Origin of the sequence: Streptomyces sp. NPDC006643 (assembly GCF_042870175.1) — a bacterium.
GTDB lineage: Bacteria > Actinomycetota > Actinomycetes > Streptomycetales > Streptomycetaceae > Streptomyces.
In genome coordinates this window covers 95,572-111,393 of the sequence record NZ_JBIAHA010000014.1, presented here as the reverse complement: position 1 = coordinate 111,393, position 15,822 = coordinate 95,572, and the positions used below count along the sequence as shown (strand labels likewise).

Genomic DNA, 15,822 nt, shown 5'->3' with positions numbered 1-15,822 from the left:
GCTGGAGCGCCGACGCCCGGTCGAACCCGAGCGCGGAACGTTGGTGGTGATGACCGGCCCGGAGTCAGGCTTTGCGTGCCCTTGCCTGCACGAGGAGGCTTTCGCGGACTGTGGTGTGGGGCTTGTCGAGGTGGTCGCGGAGTGTGCTGGTGAGGGAGTCGAACTCGTCGCCGGTGAGCGGGGTGTGGCGCAGGAGGCGGTCGCGGAAGAGGTGGGCGAAGGAGAGGAGCAGCGTCTGGTAGCGGTCGCCCGGATGCCAGTAGTAGGTGTGGGCGGTGGCCCGGACGTCCGTGAGGCCGGCTTCGCGCAGGAGGCCGGGCAGCCGGGCGCCGATGTGGACGTCGCCTCCGAAGACCCCGGCGAGCAGGTCCTTGAGGCGGCTCCACGCGGGGTGGGGCGGGTCGCACTGCCAGGTCGCCCAGTCGAACTCCTGCACCGCGACCCATCCGCCGGGCCTGACAACGGCGGCCATGGAGCCCAGAATCTCGCGGGGGCCGGTCGAGTTGATCAGCAGCAGCCGGCAGTGGGCCAGGTCGTACCGACCACGCGCGTCGGCGGCGGGCGGCAGGGCTTCGTGGCGGACCTCCACGTTGGCCAGGGTGAGCTGGGAGACGGACTCGCGGGCCCAGTCGACCATTCGCTTGTCGGTGTCGAGGCCGGTGACCGATCCGGTGGGGCCGACTCGTTCGCTGAGAAGGTCGAGGATGCCCAGGGGGCCGCAGCCGAGGTCCAGTGCGTCCGCGTCCGGCGGCAGGGGAATCGCGTCCAGAAACGTGGCGGCGGCCGATCGCAGGAGTTCGCACTGGGCGAGTAGACGCTCCCGCTCGGCACAGGAGGACCCGAGCAGATAGTCGGCAGCCGCCGGAGAATCCGCGTCGCGTACGACGGCCGGTGCGTTGCTCACATGGTCCTCGATTCGCCTCGCGCGGCCATGGCCGCGCAACTCATGGTGATCATCTCGTCACGGATAGCAGTATCCTGGTGGCGGACACTCTGGCAAGCGCGACTGCGGGAAGGGGCCCGCGCACCCTTCCACGCAGGGCACTTCCGAGTGGGCGCGGACGGGGTCTTCGATACTCCCGGCGACTCCGACCGCACCGGCGCCCCGCCGGGGCAAGCCCGTGGTCGGTGACGATCGGACCGGCCCGGCCGGCGCGCGGGATCGTTGCCACCCGCTTTCGCACTACCGACGCACTACCGACGCCCTGCCAAGCACTGCCGATTTCCGCTGTCGATCGGACCGAGGATGTTCGTGTCTTCCCCCACCCTCCAGCCTGGAACCAAGTCGGCGCCGCGCGGCCCGAATCCTGCCGCGATGGTCTTCTCCTCCGCGGCAACACGCATACTGCTGAGCGGCGATGGCATGACCACCCCGCTTCTCCAGGCACTCGTGCACGGCCCGCTGCGGGCGCGGGCAGAGGGCGTACGAACCGTCAGGCCGGCGGCCCTCCCGCCCGGGATCGACGAAGCCCTGCGCCCGGACATCGGCGACCACTGCCTTCTGCGGCGGTCCCGCCTGCTGACGGTCACGGGACAAACGGTGTCGGAGAACACGGTCGTGGCCCGTTCAGGAGTGGACCCGCGCGTCGACAAGGCGGTCACCGACCCTTCTCAACCGATCGGATTCACGCTCGCCGAGGCGGAAGTGGTCCTGCGCAGGCGCATCGTGCACGTCGGCCGCGCCATGTGGCCGGACGGCACCCCGTGCGCGGTCAAGACCTACACCCTCGACAGTGACGGCCGGCCGCTTCTGTACATCCGTGAGTTGTTCAATCCCGCCGTCGTCGACGTGTCCGTACGTGTGAGGGAACTGCCCGAGGACCCGGAAGTGTGACGTCACCGCCCGGCTCCGCGCTCGGGGTTCGCGCCGGCGCTGCGTTGCTCCCGGGCTGTTCTGCCTGCGGAGAAAAACCGTCCGACCGGGCCTTGACGATCACTACGGTCCAGTCCCATGACGACGATTACAACGCGCACGGTCGAGTACGAGGCCGACGGCCTGACGATGATCGGGCACCTCGCGCTCCCGGCCGGCGTCGGTCGTCGGCCCTCGGTGCTGCTCGGACCCGAGGGCCCGGGGCTCAGTGACGTCGAGCGCCGCCGGGCCGACGCGCTCGCCGAACTGGGATACGTGGCGCTGGCCTTCGACCTTCACGGCGGGCGCTATCTGGGCAACCCCGAGGAGATGCTGGCCCGTTGCCTGCCGCTGCTCGCCGACCCCGACCGGATGCGGGGCATCGGCCACGCGGCGCTCGACGTGTTGCGCGCCGAACCGCGGACCGACCCCGACCGGATCGCCACCGTCGGCTACGGCACCGGCGGCGCCATCGGGCTGGAACTCGGGCGCGACGGCGTCGACCTGCGCGCGATCGGCACAGTCAACGCACTGACCACGGGCCGACCGGGCGAGACGGCGCGCATCCGCTGCCCGGTGTGGGCCGGGGTCGGGTCGGAGGACCCGATCATGCCGCCGGCGCAACGGGACGCGTTCACCGCCGAGATGCAGACCGCGGGCGTCGACTGGCGCCTCGTGGTCTACGGCGGCGCCTTGCATGCCTTCCACCACCCGCCCGTCGACCACCCCACGGTCCCCGGCGTCGGCCACCACCCCCAGCACGCGCAGCGCGCCTGGCGCGACATCATCGACCTGCTCACCGAGTGCCTGCCCGTAACGGACTGAGCGCGCGCCCGCGGCACATCGCTCGACACCGCGGCCATTTCGGTGACGCGGCGCTCGTGCCGGCGGCGGCCGTAAGGCGGGCCGGCCGAGGAAGTCGATGTCACGGGTCAGGCGGTCACACGCGGGGTGCGTCGCGCCCGAGGTCGATCACGGCGCGGATGACGCGGTCGGCCGGTGGGTCCGGACAGCCGGGGTGTGGCGTGCGATCGCGGCCAGAGCCGCCTGGGCGGGGGATGCCGGGTCGACGGTGTAGGCGATCAGGGTCTGGTCGGGGTCCTCGGGCAGGCGTAGTGCCTGGAAGGCGAGAGTGAACTCACCGGCCGAGGGATGGTGCAGCCGGTAGGCACCGATGTCCTTGTCGCTGACCGGATGGACCTTCTGCCAGAGCCGGTGGAACTCGGGGTGCGCGGAGAGTTCCCTGATCAGTGTGGCGAGCTGCGGGTCGTGGGGGTGGCGTGCGGCGTCGAGACGGAGGAAAGCGACGACGTCATGGGCCTTGGTGGCCCAGTCCCGGTAGGCGGCGGGGCCGTGGGGGTGCTGGAAGACGAGGCGGGGCATGTTGCGCCGGTGGGCCGGCAGGGGGTGGAAGAAGATCTCCTCGGCGATCGGGTTGCTGGCGAGGATGTCGCCGCGCCGTCCGATGACGTAGGCGGGCGTGCCGGTGAGGGAGTTGAGGAGCAGTTGCAGACCGGGCCGTAGCACCACCGGGCTGCCGGCGCCGCCGGGACCGGGGCTGGATGTGCCGGCCGCGCGGCGCGTGTCGGGGCGGGCCAGCAGATAGAGGTACCGGCGTTCCACCTCTGTCAGGCGCAGCGTGCGGGCGACGGCGTCCAGCACGGAGTCGGAGACGCCGTCCTTACGGCCCTGCTCGAAGCGGAGGTAGTAGTCGTGGCTGACACCGGCGAGTTGGGCGACCTCCTCGCGCCTGAGCCCGGGAACGCGCCGCCGACCCGCGCCGTGGGGGTGAAGTCCCGCTTGCTGGGGGCTGATCCGGCCCCGGCGTGAGCGCAGGAACGCGGTCAGTTCGGTACGTCGGTCCATGGCCTTGAGTGTGGGTGAGGCGGGATGTGCCGCACAGGGTCCCCGTCGGCCACGTTGTGGCGCTATCGCTCTCTTCGCGGCGCGTCAAGGGTTCTGTCGGGGCCCTGCCTGGAGCACCGGCAGTCAGGCGAGAGTTCGACTGAACCCACCGCACCGACCAAAGGGGACAACTCATGTATGCGATCAAGAAGATCGTGCGGGCCACCGTCCTGGGAACAGTCGCCGTCAGTACCGCGGCACTCGGCGCCTTCGTACCCTCCGCGCCGGCCGCAGCCGCTCCCACCGCATGGGGTGCCTGCGCCGAGGGGAACGTCTGCTTCTACACCGGCTTCGACGGCACCGGCAGCAAGTGCACCTTCCCGGTGGCCGACCGTGACTGGACCCAGGCCCCCCTCGTCTGCTCCTGGTCCCAGACGACCAACGTGAAATCCGTGTGGAACAACGGCACCAGCCCCAACTTCACCGGGGTCGCGTACTACCAGTGGAACAACATGGTGGAGAAGGACCGCAAGGGCTGCACCCTCCAAGGCAAGCGGGGCGACCTGGCGGGCACCTACAAGCTGAAGTCCCACCAATGGGTGGACGGCCCCTGTGCGGGCGTCGGACGCTGAGTCGGATTCGGGTCGACGGAACGTGGACCGATGCACGCCGAACGCCCGCCCCTCGGAGGGGTGGGCGTTCGGCGTGCATCGGTTGCGCGAGCCTCGAAACGCCCGGCGGAACAAGGCGGTTCGATGCGGGGCCGTTCGGTGCGGGGGCGTCGGTGCGGGGCGGTTCGGTACGGGGCCGTTCAGGAGCGGGTGGTGGGTCTGCGGGGCGGCGGGACGGCCCGGAGCAGTTCCCACAGGGGACGTGAGCCGGACGCCCATGCCGCGAGGGTGTGGCGGTCGACGACGTGCAGGCGCTGCTGTCCGGCGAAGGTGACGGCCGGAGCGGTGACTCTTCCGTTCGTCACGATCACCGCGACGTCGGCGCCGTGGATCTGGCGGGCGGTGCCGTTGAGGACCTGGAGGTCCGGCGTGCCCACGGCCGATCCGGCGAGACCGTCGCGCCGGTGTTTGCACTGGATCACCCAACGCCGCCCGTACGGGTCGGTGGCCTTCACGTCGGCCCCCAGGTCTCCGCGGCCCCCGACACGGACCGCGTCCGGGCAACCGTCACGGCGCATCAGTTCCCTTACCGCGTCCTCGAACTGGGAGTGGTGCAGGCCATCCAACTGGGCGAGCCCGTAGCGCAGGCCCCGAACGCGTACCGCCTCCCAGCGAGCCGCCTGCTGCTTCTGGTAGAGCCGGCCGACGCCGGCCAGGGCCAGCAGCCCGCCGATGACGATCAGGACCCACCAGTGAACGAGCAGCCAGTTGACGGCCGTCACCACGAGGCCGATGACCAGGGCCGCGACCACGAGGAGACCGATCAGCCGGTCGTCCCCGCGTTGCCGCCGTCCGCCCGGCCTGCGGGGGCGACGCCGCGCCGGCGGACGCCTGGTCGACGCTGCCCGGACCCTGCGCGCGCGGGGACTCATCGGCTCGCCCGCGTGATGCTGCTCGCGAGTTCCTCCAGGATGCCGGTGATCTCCCGGCCGAACGGTGTGGGGGCGAGCGGCGGGCCCGGCCGAACCCACAGCCGTACCCGCTGCCGCAGAATCACGTTGAACGTCGGCATCCGTTTGCCTCCCCTGCCCCGTCGGACACAGTCCGGCAGCCCGTCCGCTCGGCGGGCACCCCCGGCTTCACTTTGTAGACCGAACCCCCCGCCCTCACCTGCGAGTTACCCGAGGTTGACGCAAAGTGAGCACCTGGCGGCTGGATCAACCACAGCCGCGCCGACCAGATCCAGCACGGCACGGCGCGGCACGACACGTGCAACTGTTCGGGGCCGGCAGGTGTCTAGCGGTTACAGGCGGCTGTTCTCCTGCAAGACGCCTTCCGTTCATCACTGTCCCGACAGAGGATTCCGTCCATGCCGACCCCGCCGTACCGACGCCGCACCTCCCGCACCTCCCGTTCCACCGCCGCCACCCTCGGCGCCGCCGGGCTGATCGCGCTGGGCACCGCTCCCGCCGCCATGGGCGACGAGCCGCCGCCCTCCCTCGCCCTCGGAGACATCAAGCCGATCACCGGAGTGAAACCGGGCAGCCCGGTCGATCTGCCGGTCACCGTCGTGAACAACGGCAGCACCACCGTCGACAAGCTGTGGATCAAGTACACCGCCACTCGAGGTCTCGCCTTCCCGGAGGTTCCCTCCAACTGCCAGAAGCAGTACGTCGGTGCGTACGACGAGATGCCCGAGCGGTGGATCGCGATCTGCGCGTTCGACGAGGCGGTGCAGCCGGGCGTCGCGTACACGCCCCGGAAGCCGTTCGCCGTCAAGGCCGAGAAGCACGCCTTCGACGACGAGATGTGGGTGACCGTCACGGATTACGAGCCGCAACCGGACGAGAACAGCACGCCGGTTCCGGGCACCGCACCGGAGATCGATCTGATCGAGTCACCGACCGGGGGTACGGGGTCCGCGGACCGGTTCAGGGTGCCTGTCACATCGGTGAACTCGGCCGACTACGAGGTGACGGGCGCGGCGTTGCGGGGGAAGCCCGGCGACACGGTGACGATGAAGGTGACCTTCACCAACACCGGCCCCGGGTGGGTCTGGTCGAAGCCAGGGACTCCGTGGACTTCGGTCCTGGTCACGCTCCCCGCCGGAACGTCGGTCGTGAAGCCCGACTTCTACTGCAAGGCCAAGGGCAAGACGTACAACTGCGGCCTCACGACCCGCCCGCAGGAGCACCTGGAGACGGCGACCTTCACCTTCAAGGTGAAGATCGACAAGAACGTGGCGGGCGCCAAGGGCTCGGTGGCGTTGAGCAACAGGAAGCTGCCGTTCGACCCCGACAAGACCAATGACGCGGCCCCCATCACGCTGGAAGTCACCGGCGGAGAGTCGGGCGCGACGGGCGGCACGAGCGGCGGTACCACCGGAAGTACGACCGGAGGCGCGAGCGGCGGCTCGGACGGAGGCTCCGGCTCGACCGGCGGGTCGAACGGCGGATCCACCGGCACGGCGGGCTCGGCGGGCTCTACGGGCGGGTCGTCGTCGGCCGGCGGTGCCGGTACGGCCACGACCGGCGGCAACCTCGCTACGACCGGCTCCTCCTCCACACTCCCGATCGCGTGCGCGGCTGCCGCAGCGGTCGTCGCGGGCGCGGGCACGGTCCTCGTCGTACGCCGTCGCCGGGCAGGGCACAACAGCTGACCCTCCCCGCCCGAACCCCGCACCCGCTGACCACCGGACCGGGCAAAGCCCGCGAAATACCCCTGTTACTCGTGCGTAACGCACGGTTTTTCGGTGACATCGGCGACTATGGGCATCCCTCGGCGGCGTGGCACGGTTGGCGCTGTCGCCGACGAGGGAGGGTGCGTGAACAAGGGATACGCCGTGTTCTGCGACGCGGACCGGCATTTCTACGACTCGCCCCACCACCTGTCGTCCTCCGTCAACAGCGAGCGCCCGTCGGTCAATTCGGCGGACCCGGCCGGCTCCGCCGATGCGACGAGCGCAGGCTTACGCGGAACGGGCCAGTGGTACGAAGCCGCCCGCCGCCCCGTACCCGACGGCTGGCAGCGTCATCGCAGCGGTGACTGGCTGGCCCTGCGGCCGGTGGAGCATGAACTGCCCGCCCAGGGCTGGAAGATTCATGTCTCCGCCTGTCTGGACAACGCGGAGTCGATTCTCGAACGGACCATGGCTTACTGCGTCGCCCGTCATATCGCTTTCAAATTCGTGCCGAGCAGATATCTGCTGCACGCCCGGAACGCCAAATACGCGGACCGCGGCGCCAGCGGGAAATTCATCACCGTCTATCCCGCGGACGACGAGCAGTTCGGCCGGATCGCCGAGGAACTCGACGCGTTGCTGGCCGGTGAGCCCGGCCCGTACATCCTGAGCGACCTCCGGTGGAACGCCGGTCCCGTCCATGTGCGTTACGGCAGCTTCACCCGTCGCGACTGCTACGCCGACGGCGTGCTGCGCCCGGCGGTCGAGAACGCCGACGGCAAGCTCGTACCCGACATGCGCGGACCGATCTTCCGGATTCCCGACTGGATCACCCCGCCCGACGTGCTGCTCCCCCATCTCCAGGCGCGGGCCGCCACGACCGTCGCGGCGTCGCCGTACGTCGTGGAGCAGGCGCTGCACTTCTCCAACGGCGGTGGCGTGTACGTCGGCCGCGACAGCAGGACCGGCGAGAAGGTGGTGCTCAAGGAGGCCAGGCCGCACGCCGGCCTGGCGGCGGACGGCGCCGACGCGGTGACCCGGCTCGGCCGGGAGCGGTACGCCCTGGAGCAGTTGTCCGGGCTCGCCTGCACGCCGGAGGTCCGCGACACGTTCGAAGTCGGCGGCCACCACTTCCTGGTGCTGGAGTTCGTGGCGGGCAAGCCCCTCAACTCCTTCTTCGCCCTCAGACATCCGCTGATCGACGCGGATCCCGGAGCCGAGCGGCTCGCCGAGTACACGGCGTGGGCGCTGCGTGTGTACGGCCTGGTGGAACAGGCCGTCGAGGCGGTGCACGCACGCGGGATCGTCTTCAACGACCTGCATCTGTTCAACATCATGGTGTCCGAGGACGAGTCGTCCGTCGTACTGCTGGACTTCGAGGCCGCCGCGCCCGCCGCCGACAACGGGCGGCAGACCGTCGCCAACCCGGCGTTCGTCGCGCCCGCCGACCGGCGCGGTCTCGATGTCGACCGGTACGCCCTCGCCTGTCTGCGACTGGCCCTGTTCATACCGCTGACCAGCCTCTTCGCGATCGACCGGGGGAAGGCGGCGCATCTGGCGGAGGTGGTGGCGCGGGAGTTCCCCGTCGACCGTGCCTTCCTGGACGACGCGGTGGCGGAGATCATGCGCGTCCCGGGCCGGGATCTCGGCCGGGACGAGGATCGGGGCCTGGGCCTGGGCGGCGAGGCAAGGTCGGGCGCGAGCGCGCGGGCGGGGTCCGTCAGACCGGCCGAGCCCAGCATCCCCGCCGAGCCCCGCGACCCGGCCGCTTCCTACCTGCCGGCCGAGCCCGCCGACTGGCCGGACAGCCGCGACTCGATGGTCCGCGCGATCCTCGCCTCCGCGACCCCGGAGCGCGACGACCGCCACTTCCCGGGCGACATCGCCCAGTTCGCCACCGCGGGCGGCGGTCTTTCCTTCGGCTACGGCACCGCCGGGGTGCTCTACGCGCTCGCCGAGAGCGGCGCCGACCCGTGCCCCCGCGCCGAGGAATGGCTGCTGGAGCGGACCAAGCAGCCCGAGTCCGGTACTCCGCTGGGCTTCTACGACGGTCTGGCGGGCCTCAGTTGGACTCTGCACCGCCTCGGTCATCCGCACCGCGCCCTGGAACTGGCCGAGTTGACGCTCCGTCAGCCCTGGGACGAGCTGCCCGCCGATCTGCACGGCGGCGCCGCCGGGCTGGGCCTCGCGCTCAGCGCGCTCGGCGAGGCGACCGGCGAGAGCGGACTGGACGACGCGGCCCTGGCCTGCGCGCAGTTGGCCGCCCGCGCCGTGGAAGCCGTCCCCCCGGGGACGGTCGCCGACGACTCGTACCGGGCCGGACTGTTGTACGGCGGTGCGGGCGTCGCTCTCCTCTTCATCCGCCTGTACGAACGCACCGGCGACACGGCTCTGCTCGACCTCGCGGCGCGGGCGCTGGGCAGTGACCTGGACCGCTGCGTACGGAGCGCGGGCGGCACACTCCAGGTGAACGAGGGCTGGCGCACCATGCCCTACCTGGGCGCGGGCAGCGTCGGCATCGGAATGGTCATCGACGACTATCTCGTCCACCGCGCCGACGAACGGTTCGAGCGGGCACGCGGGGAGATCGTACGGGCGGCCCAGGCCACCTTCTACGCGCAGCCCGGACTCTTCCGCGGCGCCGCCGGCATGGTGCTCCACCTCAGCCGTACGTCCGCCACCGGGCCCGGCACCGAACCGGCCGACATCGCGCGGCAGTTGAACACACTCGCCTGGCACGCACTGCCCTACCGGGGCCAACTCGCCTTCCCCGGCGAGCAGATGATGCGGCTCTCCATGGACCTCGCGACCGGCACCGCCGGTTGTCTGCTGGCAGTCGCGGCCGCGCACGCGGACGAGCCCGCACGGCTGCCGTTCCTCCCGCCGCTGAAGAAGCGGCCCATGAACCGGCTCCTCAAGGAGTCGTGACCAAGCACACCGTCCCCATAAAAGAGAGGCACTGTCATGAACCTTCTTGACCTGCAGTCGATGGAGACCCCCAAGGAAGAGGCCACGGGTGACGTCGCCACCGGCAGCCGGGCGAGCCTGCTGCTCTGCGGTGACAGCAGCCTGAGCATCACCACCTGTAACTGACGACACCGCCGTAGGTCGTCGGCCGGCCGATGACCTGGTGCCGCGAGCGCCGGACGGGCTCTCCAGCCCGTCCGGCGCTCTCGGGCGTACGTCATCGCGACGCGCGGTCGCCGCACCGGCCACCGCCGCCCGGACCGAGGGGGACCCTCTTCTTGAAGACGCCGTCCGCTCCCGACAGCCGTGACGCGAAAGCCACCGGAGTCCTGACAGCCGCCGGACTCCTGCTGGGCGCCGCACGGCACAGCGCGGGCCGCACCACGGCGGTCTTCCTCTGCTCCGCCGCGTCAGCGGCAGCGTCCCTCGCGCTGCCCGCCGTCCTCGGCCGCACCCTCGACCTCCTGCTCGACCGGAGTCCGGAGGCGGACCCCTGGCTGCTCGCCTGCGCGGCCGTCATCGTCGCCGAGGTACTGCTGGACGCGCTGGTGGCCGTGCTCGGCGGCACCACCAGCGCCCGTTCGGCCGCCTGGCTCCGCACCAGGGGCACCCGCCATCTGCTCTTCGCCTGGCCCGGCCACGCGTCCCGCTTCCCGCCCGGCGACGTGGCCGTACGGCTCACCGCGAACGCCACCGAGGCGAGCACCGCGCCCGTCTCCGCCGCGACGCTCGGCGCCTCGCTGCTCGCGCCGGTGGGAGCGGTCGTCGCGCTCTTCCTGATCGACCCGTGGACCGCGCTCACCTTCCTGGCGGGGCTGCCGCTTCTGATGCTGGTACTGCGCGCCTTCGCCCGCGGTTCCTCCGACAGCGTCGCGACCTACCAGCGGGTCCAGGCCGACATCGCGACGCGCCTGGTGGAGGCGCTGGCCGGGGCCCGTACGATCGCCGCCGCCGGTACCGAGGTCCGCGACCGTGACCGGATCCTGGCCCCGCTGCCCGAACTGGCCGCGCAGGGCAGCCGGATGTGGCGGATCCACGGCGCCGCCGTCGCCCGGAGCGGGGTGCTCATGCCACTGCTGACGACCGCGGTCCTGGCGGTCGGCGGTGTTCGCCTCGCGTCCGGGCACATGAGCGTCGGCGATCTGCTGGCCGTCGCCCGTTACGCGGCGCTCGCGTCCGGGGTCGGTGCGGCGGCGGGCCTGCTCGGCTCGCTCATCCGCAGCCGCGCGGCGGGCCGCAGGACGGCCGAGCTGATGTCCCTGCCCACCATGACGTACGGAACGCGGAGCCTGCCGCCCGAGGGGCCCGGCACACTGGAGCTGCGCGGCGTGGCGGTGACGCGCGACGGCCGAACCGTCCTCGACGCCGTGGACCTGACGATCCCCGGCGGCACGTCGATGGCGGTGGTCGGCCGCTCGGGCGCGGGCAAGTCCACACTGGCGGCGGTCGCGGGGCGGCTCACCGAGCCGGACAAGGGGACCGTCCTGCTGGACGGCGTCCCGCTCGGCGCCGTACCGCACGACGAACTGCGCCGAGAGGTCGGTTACGCCTTCGAACGCCCGGTCCTGTTCGGCGCCACGCTCGGCGAGGCACTGGCCGGCCGCACACCGACGGCACGGGAGCGGACCGGCCCCGGCGGACGCCCCCGGACTGACGAACGTCCCCAGACTGACGTACGGACGCGGACCGACAGGCAGGCGCGGACCGAGGAGCAGGCGCGGACCGAAGAACGGGAACAGACCGAGGAACGGGAACAGACCGACGAGCGGGTCCGGGCGGCGGCGCGTGCGGCAGGCGCGGACGCGTTCGTACGGCTGCTTCCGCAGGGCTACGCGACCCCGCCGGGCGCCGCGCCGCTCTCCGGTGGTGAGCTGCAACGTCTGGGCCTGGCAAGGGCGTTCGCCCGTGCCGGCCGGCTGCTGGTGCTGGACGACGCGACGTCCAGTCTGGACACCGTCACGGAACACCAGGTGGCAACCGCCCTCGCCGGGGACGTCCGCCACGGCACCCGGTTGATCGTCGCCCACCGCCTCTCCTCGGCGGCCCGGTGCGACCTGGTGGTCTGGCTGGAGGACGGCCGGGTGCGGGCGACCGGCCCGCACGAGGAGCTGTGGCGCTCCGACGCCTACCGCGCCCTGTTCGCCCCCGCGGAACCCGCGTCTCCCCCGACGGCGGTCAGCGACCGCGGACACTCGCCCACACCCGCTATCGAGGGGACCGACCGATGAGTGCCGCCGCGCAGGCCCCGGCCGACAAGGCACGACCCGGCCGGGGCATGCTGGGCCGGAACCTGCCGGCCGCCCGGCGCTTCCTGGGAAGCAGGAAGCGGGTCCTCCTACGGCTCGGCGGCTGGTCGCTGCTGGAGTCCGCGCAGACCTTCCTCGGCGGGTACTGCCTCGCCCAGGCCCTCGACCGCGGTTTCCTCGCCGGACACACCGGCACCGGTCTCGGCTGGCTCGCGGTCGGTGCCGTGGCGATCCTGGGAGCCGGACCTCCCGTACGGGGCGTCTTCGCCCAACTCGCCCAGCTGACCGAGCCGTTGCGGGACGCCCTCGTACGGCGCGCGGTCCGGCAGGCGTTGCGCCGGGCGGTCACCGACCCGGCCCACACCGACGACCGCTCGGACGCCGGTGCCGTCTCACGGCTCACCCACCAGACCGAGATCGTCCGCGACAGCTTCGCCGGGCTCGTCCTCACCGTGCGGGCGTTCGTCTTCAACGCCGTCGGCGCGCTCGTCGGCCTGCTGGCCCTCGCCCCCGAACTGCTGCTCGTGGTCGTCCCGCCGCTCGTCCTGGGCATCGCGCTCTTCCTCGCCACGCTGCTCCCGATGGCCTCCGCCCAGCGCCGCTTCCTGGACGCCGACGAGGCCGTGGCGCAGGGGGTGGGCGCCGTCTCGGCCGGCCATCGCGACCTGGTGGCCTGCGGCGCACAGGCGGACGCCGTGGCGGACACCGATCGGCTTTTCGACCGCGCCGAGCAGACGTCGCGGGTGCTGGCGCGCTGGGCGGGGGTACGTACGATGGCGCTCGGCATCGCCGGCCAGCTCCCCGTCCTTCTGCTGCTCGTCACCACCCCATGGCTTCTGCGGCAGGGGGTGACGACAGGTGCGCTGGCCGGGGCGCTCACCTACCTGCTCCAAGCGCTGCTGCCCGCGCTGCACAGCATGATGACGGCGCTCGGAGCGGCGGGGACACGGCTGCTGGTGGTGGTCGACCGCTTCCAGGACGCCACGGCCGTTCACGGACCGCCGTTCCCCACGCCCCGACGCGCCGACGCGGCCGGCGGGGCCGGCGGGGCCGGTGCCGAAGCCGTACTCCGTCCTCGCCCTCGTCCTCGCGACCACCACACGCCGGCGGTCGAGGTCCGCGCCGTCACCCATGCCTACGGCCCCGACTCACCACCCGTGCTGGAACACCTCCACTTCACCGTCGGGCGCGGCGAACACCTGGCCGTCGTCGGCCCGAGCGGCATCGGCAAGTCGACCCTCGCGGGCGTCATCGCCGGACTCGTCACGCCCGACCTCGGCACGGTGCTGCTGTGCGGGGAACCGATGACCGGTCAGGCGCCCCATGAACTGGCGGCACGCCGCGTACTGATCCCCCAGCAGGCGTATGTCTTCACCGGCAGTGTCCGCGACAATCTCCGGCACCTGCGACCCGATGCGACGAGCGCCGAACTGGCCCACGCAATCGAGGTGTTGGGCGCGGCGCCCCTCGTCCACCGGCTGGGGGGTCCGGACGCCGTACTCGACCCCGGCAGGCTGTCCCACGGTGAGCGTCAGTTGCTGGCGCTGTGCCGCGCCTATCTCTCCCCCGCGCCGCTCGTCGTGCTCGACGAGGCCACCTGCCATCTGGACCCGGTCACGGAGGCACGCGCCGAGCGCGCTTTCGCCGAGCGCGCCGTCGCCGACGGAATTCGTATCCCCGCCGGCGCGCTGATCGTCGTGGCCCACCGGCTGTCGTCCGCGCGCCGCGCGGACCGGACACTCGTCCTGGACGGCACCACACCACGATTCGGCACCCACGACGAACTGCTGACGAGTTCCCCGCTCTACCGCGATCTGGTCGGCCACTGGCAGCGGACACCTCGGACGGCCGGCGGCTGAGCGCCCCCGGCCGGAGCCTCGATCAGGGCGCCGCTACAGCCATCCCGCGTCCTGGGAGATGCGGATGGCGTCCATGCGGTTGCGGGCGCCGACCTTGCGCATGGCGGAGGCCAGGTAGTTGCGTATCGTTCCGCTCGACAGGCTCAGCGAGTGCGCGATCTCGCCTATCGGCAACCCCTGCGCCGCGAGCGTCAGCGCGCTCAACTCCCTCGGGGTAAGGGGGATTTTCGTCGCTCTGAGGAAATCACAGGCCAACGAATCATCCACGAATTGCTCGCCACGGGCGACCTGGTGAATGCCTTCGATCAGCCGGCTGGGGTCACCGTCCTTGTTGACATATCCCAGCGCCCCCGCCTCGAATGCCTTGAGCAGCGCTCCCGGCTTTCGCGCCGAGGTCAGTACCAATAACGCTCCCTTACCGCCCTGCCCGTTGCCGGGCACGGACCGTCCCGTGCGCGCCGGGTCATCGAGACAGTCGATGTCGGCCACCCATACATGCGGTAACGGCCCGCGTGCCCCCTGGCGGCACAGCCGTCTGGGCGAGGCCGACACATCGAGTGTCTCCTCACAGCGCAACAACGCCACGAGAGCCGATCGGAACAGCCCCACTCTGTGTACGACTTGAACATTGATCATGCATGTCCCCCTTGTAGTGGTCGGTCACCTGTCGGCATCACATCCACTGCCCCGCATACGCCGGTCGGAACTCCGTATCGACCCGCAGATGGTGCGCTCTTCATATCACCGTGAGCCCCCGCGCTCCCCAGTACGCCCCCTCACGAAATACTCGCCGCCCGGCCCCCCGGAGAAACTGTCACATCGAATCGGCAAGTGGAATGAAAAAGAGCTATCCGGTCAATCGGCGATTGAATCAAGTCGAAATTTTCTGAGCGACCAATCCGCGCCGCCGCTCCGCATATGCCCCGCGCCTGACGGCCGGGGCCGGTCTCGTGCCGCAGGGAGCAGCCTCGGCTCCGAATCACCGGTCGAGGGACCCTGGTCCCCAGCCGGTCCCCAAAACGATCAGGGCCGGTTTCGGATTTCTCCGAAACCGGCCCTGATCAACGACTCTCACGAGTCGGGACGACAGGATTTGAACCTGCGACCCCTTGACCCCCAGTCAAGTGCGCTACCAAGCTGCGCCACGTCCCGCTGTTCCGCCGTCCGGGAGATCTCCCCGGCGGCCACAGTGGAGAACATTACCCCACCCCGGGCGGGCCACGGGCCGCCTCTGAGACGGGAGGGGCGGGAGACAATCGGGGCATGACGGAGAGCCGGCGGGATCGGGACATCGAGGGGCGGGCGCGGAACGCGCGGCCGAGGGACGGGCTGGGGCGGCCGTTGCCCTACGGGGCGGACGGGGTCGAGCGGCAGCCCGAAGGGGTGGTGCGGGCGCCCGGCGAGACGTTGCGGGAGGCCCAGCGGCTGCTCGACGCGGGGATGCCCTTCCACGCGCACGAGGTGTTCGAGGACGCGTGGAAGTCGGGGCCCGATGAGGAAGAGGCGCTGTGGCGGGGAATGGCGCAGCTCGCGGTGGGGCTCACGCATGCCGCCCGGGGCAATACGACCGGTGGGGCGCGGCTGTTGCTGCGGGGCGCCGGGCGGATCTCCGGGTACGAGGACCAGGCGCCGTACGGGATCGACGTCCCTGGGCTGATCTCCTGGGCCCATGAGCTGGCCGACCGGTTGGACGACGCCCCGGCGGTGGAGGCGGTCGCCGAGACGCCGCGGCTGACCCGGTCCGGGAGTGAGTGACACTCCG

At 71.4% G+C, this 15,822-nt stretch carries 14 protein-coding genes and 1 tRNA gene; 9 read left to right on the top strand and 6 right to left on the bottom strand.

Annotation, left to right across the window (positions count from 1 at the left end; translation table 11 throughout):
- Positions 1 to 64 precede the first annotated feature (64 nt).
- Positions 65 to 904, bottom strand: coding sequence for a methyltransferase domain-containing protein (locus ACFYNU_RS20045; RefSeq protein ID WP_356591391.1), 840 nt, complete (start codon positions 902 to 904; stop codon positions 65 to 67).
- Between the two features lie 342 nt (positions 905 to 1,246).
- Here ACFYNU_RS20045 and ACFYNU_RS20040 point away from each other — a divergent pair, with 342 nt between their 5' ends.
- Both ACFYNU_RS20040 and ACFYNU_RS20035 read left to right on the top strand, forming a co-directional pair.
- Complete coding sequence (locus ACFYNU_RS20040) at positions 1,247 to 1,834, top strand: chorismate pyruvate-lyase family protein (RefSeq protein ID WP_388766892.1); 588 nt, start codon at positions 1,247 to 1,249, stop codon at positions 1,832 to 1,834.
- Between the two features lie 117 nt (positions 1,835 to 1,951).
- Positions 1,952 to 2,677: a dienelactone hydrolase family protein gene (locus tag ACFYNU_RS20035; protein WP_356591393.1), complete on the top strand. Its 726-nt coding sequence runs from the start codon at positions 1,952 to 1,954 to the stop codon at positions 2,675 to 2,677.
- Between the two features lie 147 nt (positions 2,678 to 2,824).
- Here ACFYNU_RS20035 and ACFYNU_RS20030 read toward each other — a convergent pair whose 3' ends face one another.
- A complete protein-coding gene (locus ACFYNU_RS20030; RefSeq protein ID WP_356591395.1) occupies positions 2,825 to 3,718 on the bottom strand; it encodes a helix-turn-helix transcriptional regulator in 894 nt (297 codons plus the stop codon).
- A 173-nt stretch (positions 3,719 to 3,891) separates the two neighbouring features.
- Between ACFYNU_RS20030 and ACFYNU_RS20025 the strand changes: the two genes are divergently transcribed.
- Positions 3,892 to 4,329, top strand: a complete 438-nt coding sequence (locus ACFYNU_RS20025) for a peptidase inhibitor family I36 protein (protein WP_356591397.1) — start codon at positions 3,892 to 3,894, stop codon at positions 4,327 to 4,329.
- A gap of 179 nt (positions 4,330 to 4,508) precedes the next feature.
- Here ACFYNU_RS20025 and ACFYNU_RS20020 read toward each other — a convergent pair whose 3' ends face one another.
- Positions 4,509 to 5,240, bottom strand: coding sequence for a restriction endonuclease (locus ACFYNU_RS20020; RefSeq protein ID WP_356591399.1), 732 nt, complete (start codon positions 5,238 to 5,240; stop codon positions 4,509 to 4,511).
- The gene (locus ACFYNU_RS20015; protein ID WP_356591401.1) at positions 5,237 to 5,380 is read right to left on the bottom strand and encodes a hypothetical protein; all 144 of its coding nucleotides are present in this window, start codon (positions 5,378 to 5,380) and stop codon (positions 5,237 to 5,239) included. Before ACFYNU_RS20015 ends, ACFYNU_RS20020 begins: the two co-directional genes overlap by 4 nt.
- 297 nt (positions 5,381 to 5,677) lie before the next feature.
- On the opposite strand from ACFYNU_RS20015, the gene ACFYNU_RS20010 reads away from it, so the two are divergent.
- The 5 genes from ACFYNU_RS20010 (at position 5,678) to ACFYNU_RS19990 (ending at position 14,060) form a co-directional block, all read left to right on the top strand.
- Positions 5,678 to 6,967 carry a hypothetical protein gene (locus ACFYNU_RS20010; RefSeq protein ID WP_356591403.1) on the top strand — a complete coding sequence of 430 codons (1,290 nt, stop codon included), beginning with the start codon at positions 5,678 to 5,680 and terminating at the stop codon, positions 6,965 to 6,967.
- Between the two features lie 165 nt (positions 6,968 to 7,132).
- Positions 7,133 to 9,916: a class III lanthionine synthetase LanKC gene (lanKC, locus tag ACFYNU_RS20005; RefSeq protein ID WP_356591405.1), complete on the top strand. Its 2,784-nt coding sequence runs from the start codon at positions 7,133 to 7,135 to the stop codon at positions 9,914 to 9,916.
- A 36-nt stretch (positions 9,917 to 9,952) separates the two neighbouring features.
- Positions 9,953 to 10,081 carry a SapB/AmfS family lanthipeptide gene (locus ACFYNU_RS20000; protein WP_023536623.1) on the top strand — a complete coding sequence of 43 codons (129 nt, stop codon included), beginning with the start codon at positions 9,953 to 9,955 and terminating at the stop codon, positions 10,079 to 10,081.
- 152 nt (positions 10,082 to 10,233) lie between these two features.
- Positions 10,234 to 12,183, top strand: coding sequence for an ABC transporter ATP-binding protein (locus ACFYNU_RS19995; protein WP_356591407.1), 1,950 nt, complete (start codon positions 10,234 to 10,236; stop codon positions 12,181 to 12,183).
- Positions 12,180 to 14,060: an ATP-binding cassette domain-containing protein gene (locus tag ACFYNU_RS19990; protein WP_388766884.1), complete on the top strand. Its 1,881-nt coding sequence runs from the start codon at positions 12,180 to 12,182 to the stop codon at positions 14,058 to 14,060. Before ACFYNU_RS19995 ends, ACFYNU_RS19990 begins: the two co-directional genes overlap by 4 nt.
- 33 nt (positions 14,061 to 14,093) lie before the next feature.
- On the opposite strand, the gene ACFYNU_RS19985 is transcribed toward ACFYNU_RS19990, so the two are convergent.
- Positions 14,094 to 14,549 carry a response regulator transcription factor gene (locus ACFYNU_RS19985; RefSeq protein WP_356591409.1) on the bottom strand — a complete coding sequence of 152 codons (456 nt, stop codon included), beginning with the start codon at positions 14,547 to 14,549 and terminating at the stop codon, positions 14,094 to 14,096.
- Positions 14,550 to 15,138: 589 nt separating this feature from the next.
- Positions 15,139 to 15,212, bottom strand: a tRNA-Pro gene (locus ACFYNU_RS19980).
- Between the two features lie 111 nt (positions 15,213 to 15,323).
- On the opposite strand from ACFYNU_RS19980, the gene ACFYNU_RS19975 reads away from it, so the two are divergent.
- Positions 15,324 to 15,815, top strand: coding sequence for a DUF309 domain-containing protein (locus tag ACFYNU_RS19975; protein ID WP_356591411.1), 492 nt, complete (start codon positions 15,324 to 15,326; stop codon positions 15,813 to 15,815).
- The last annotated feature ends 7 nt before the right edge of the window (positions 15,816 to 15,822 follow it).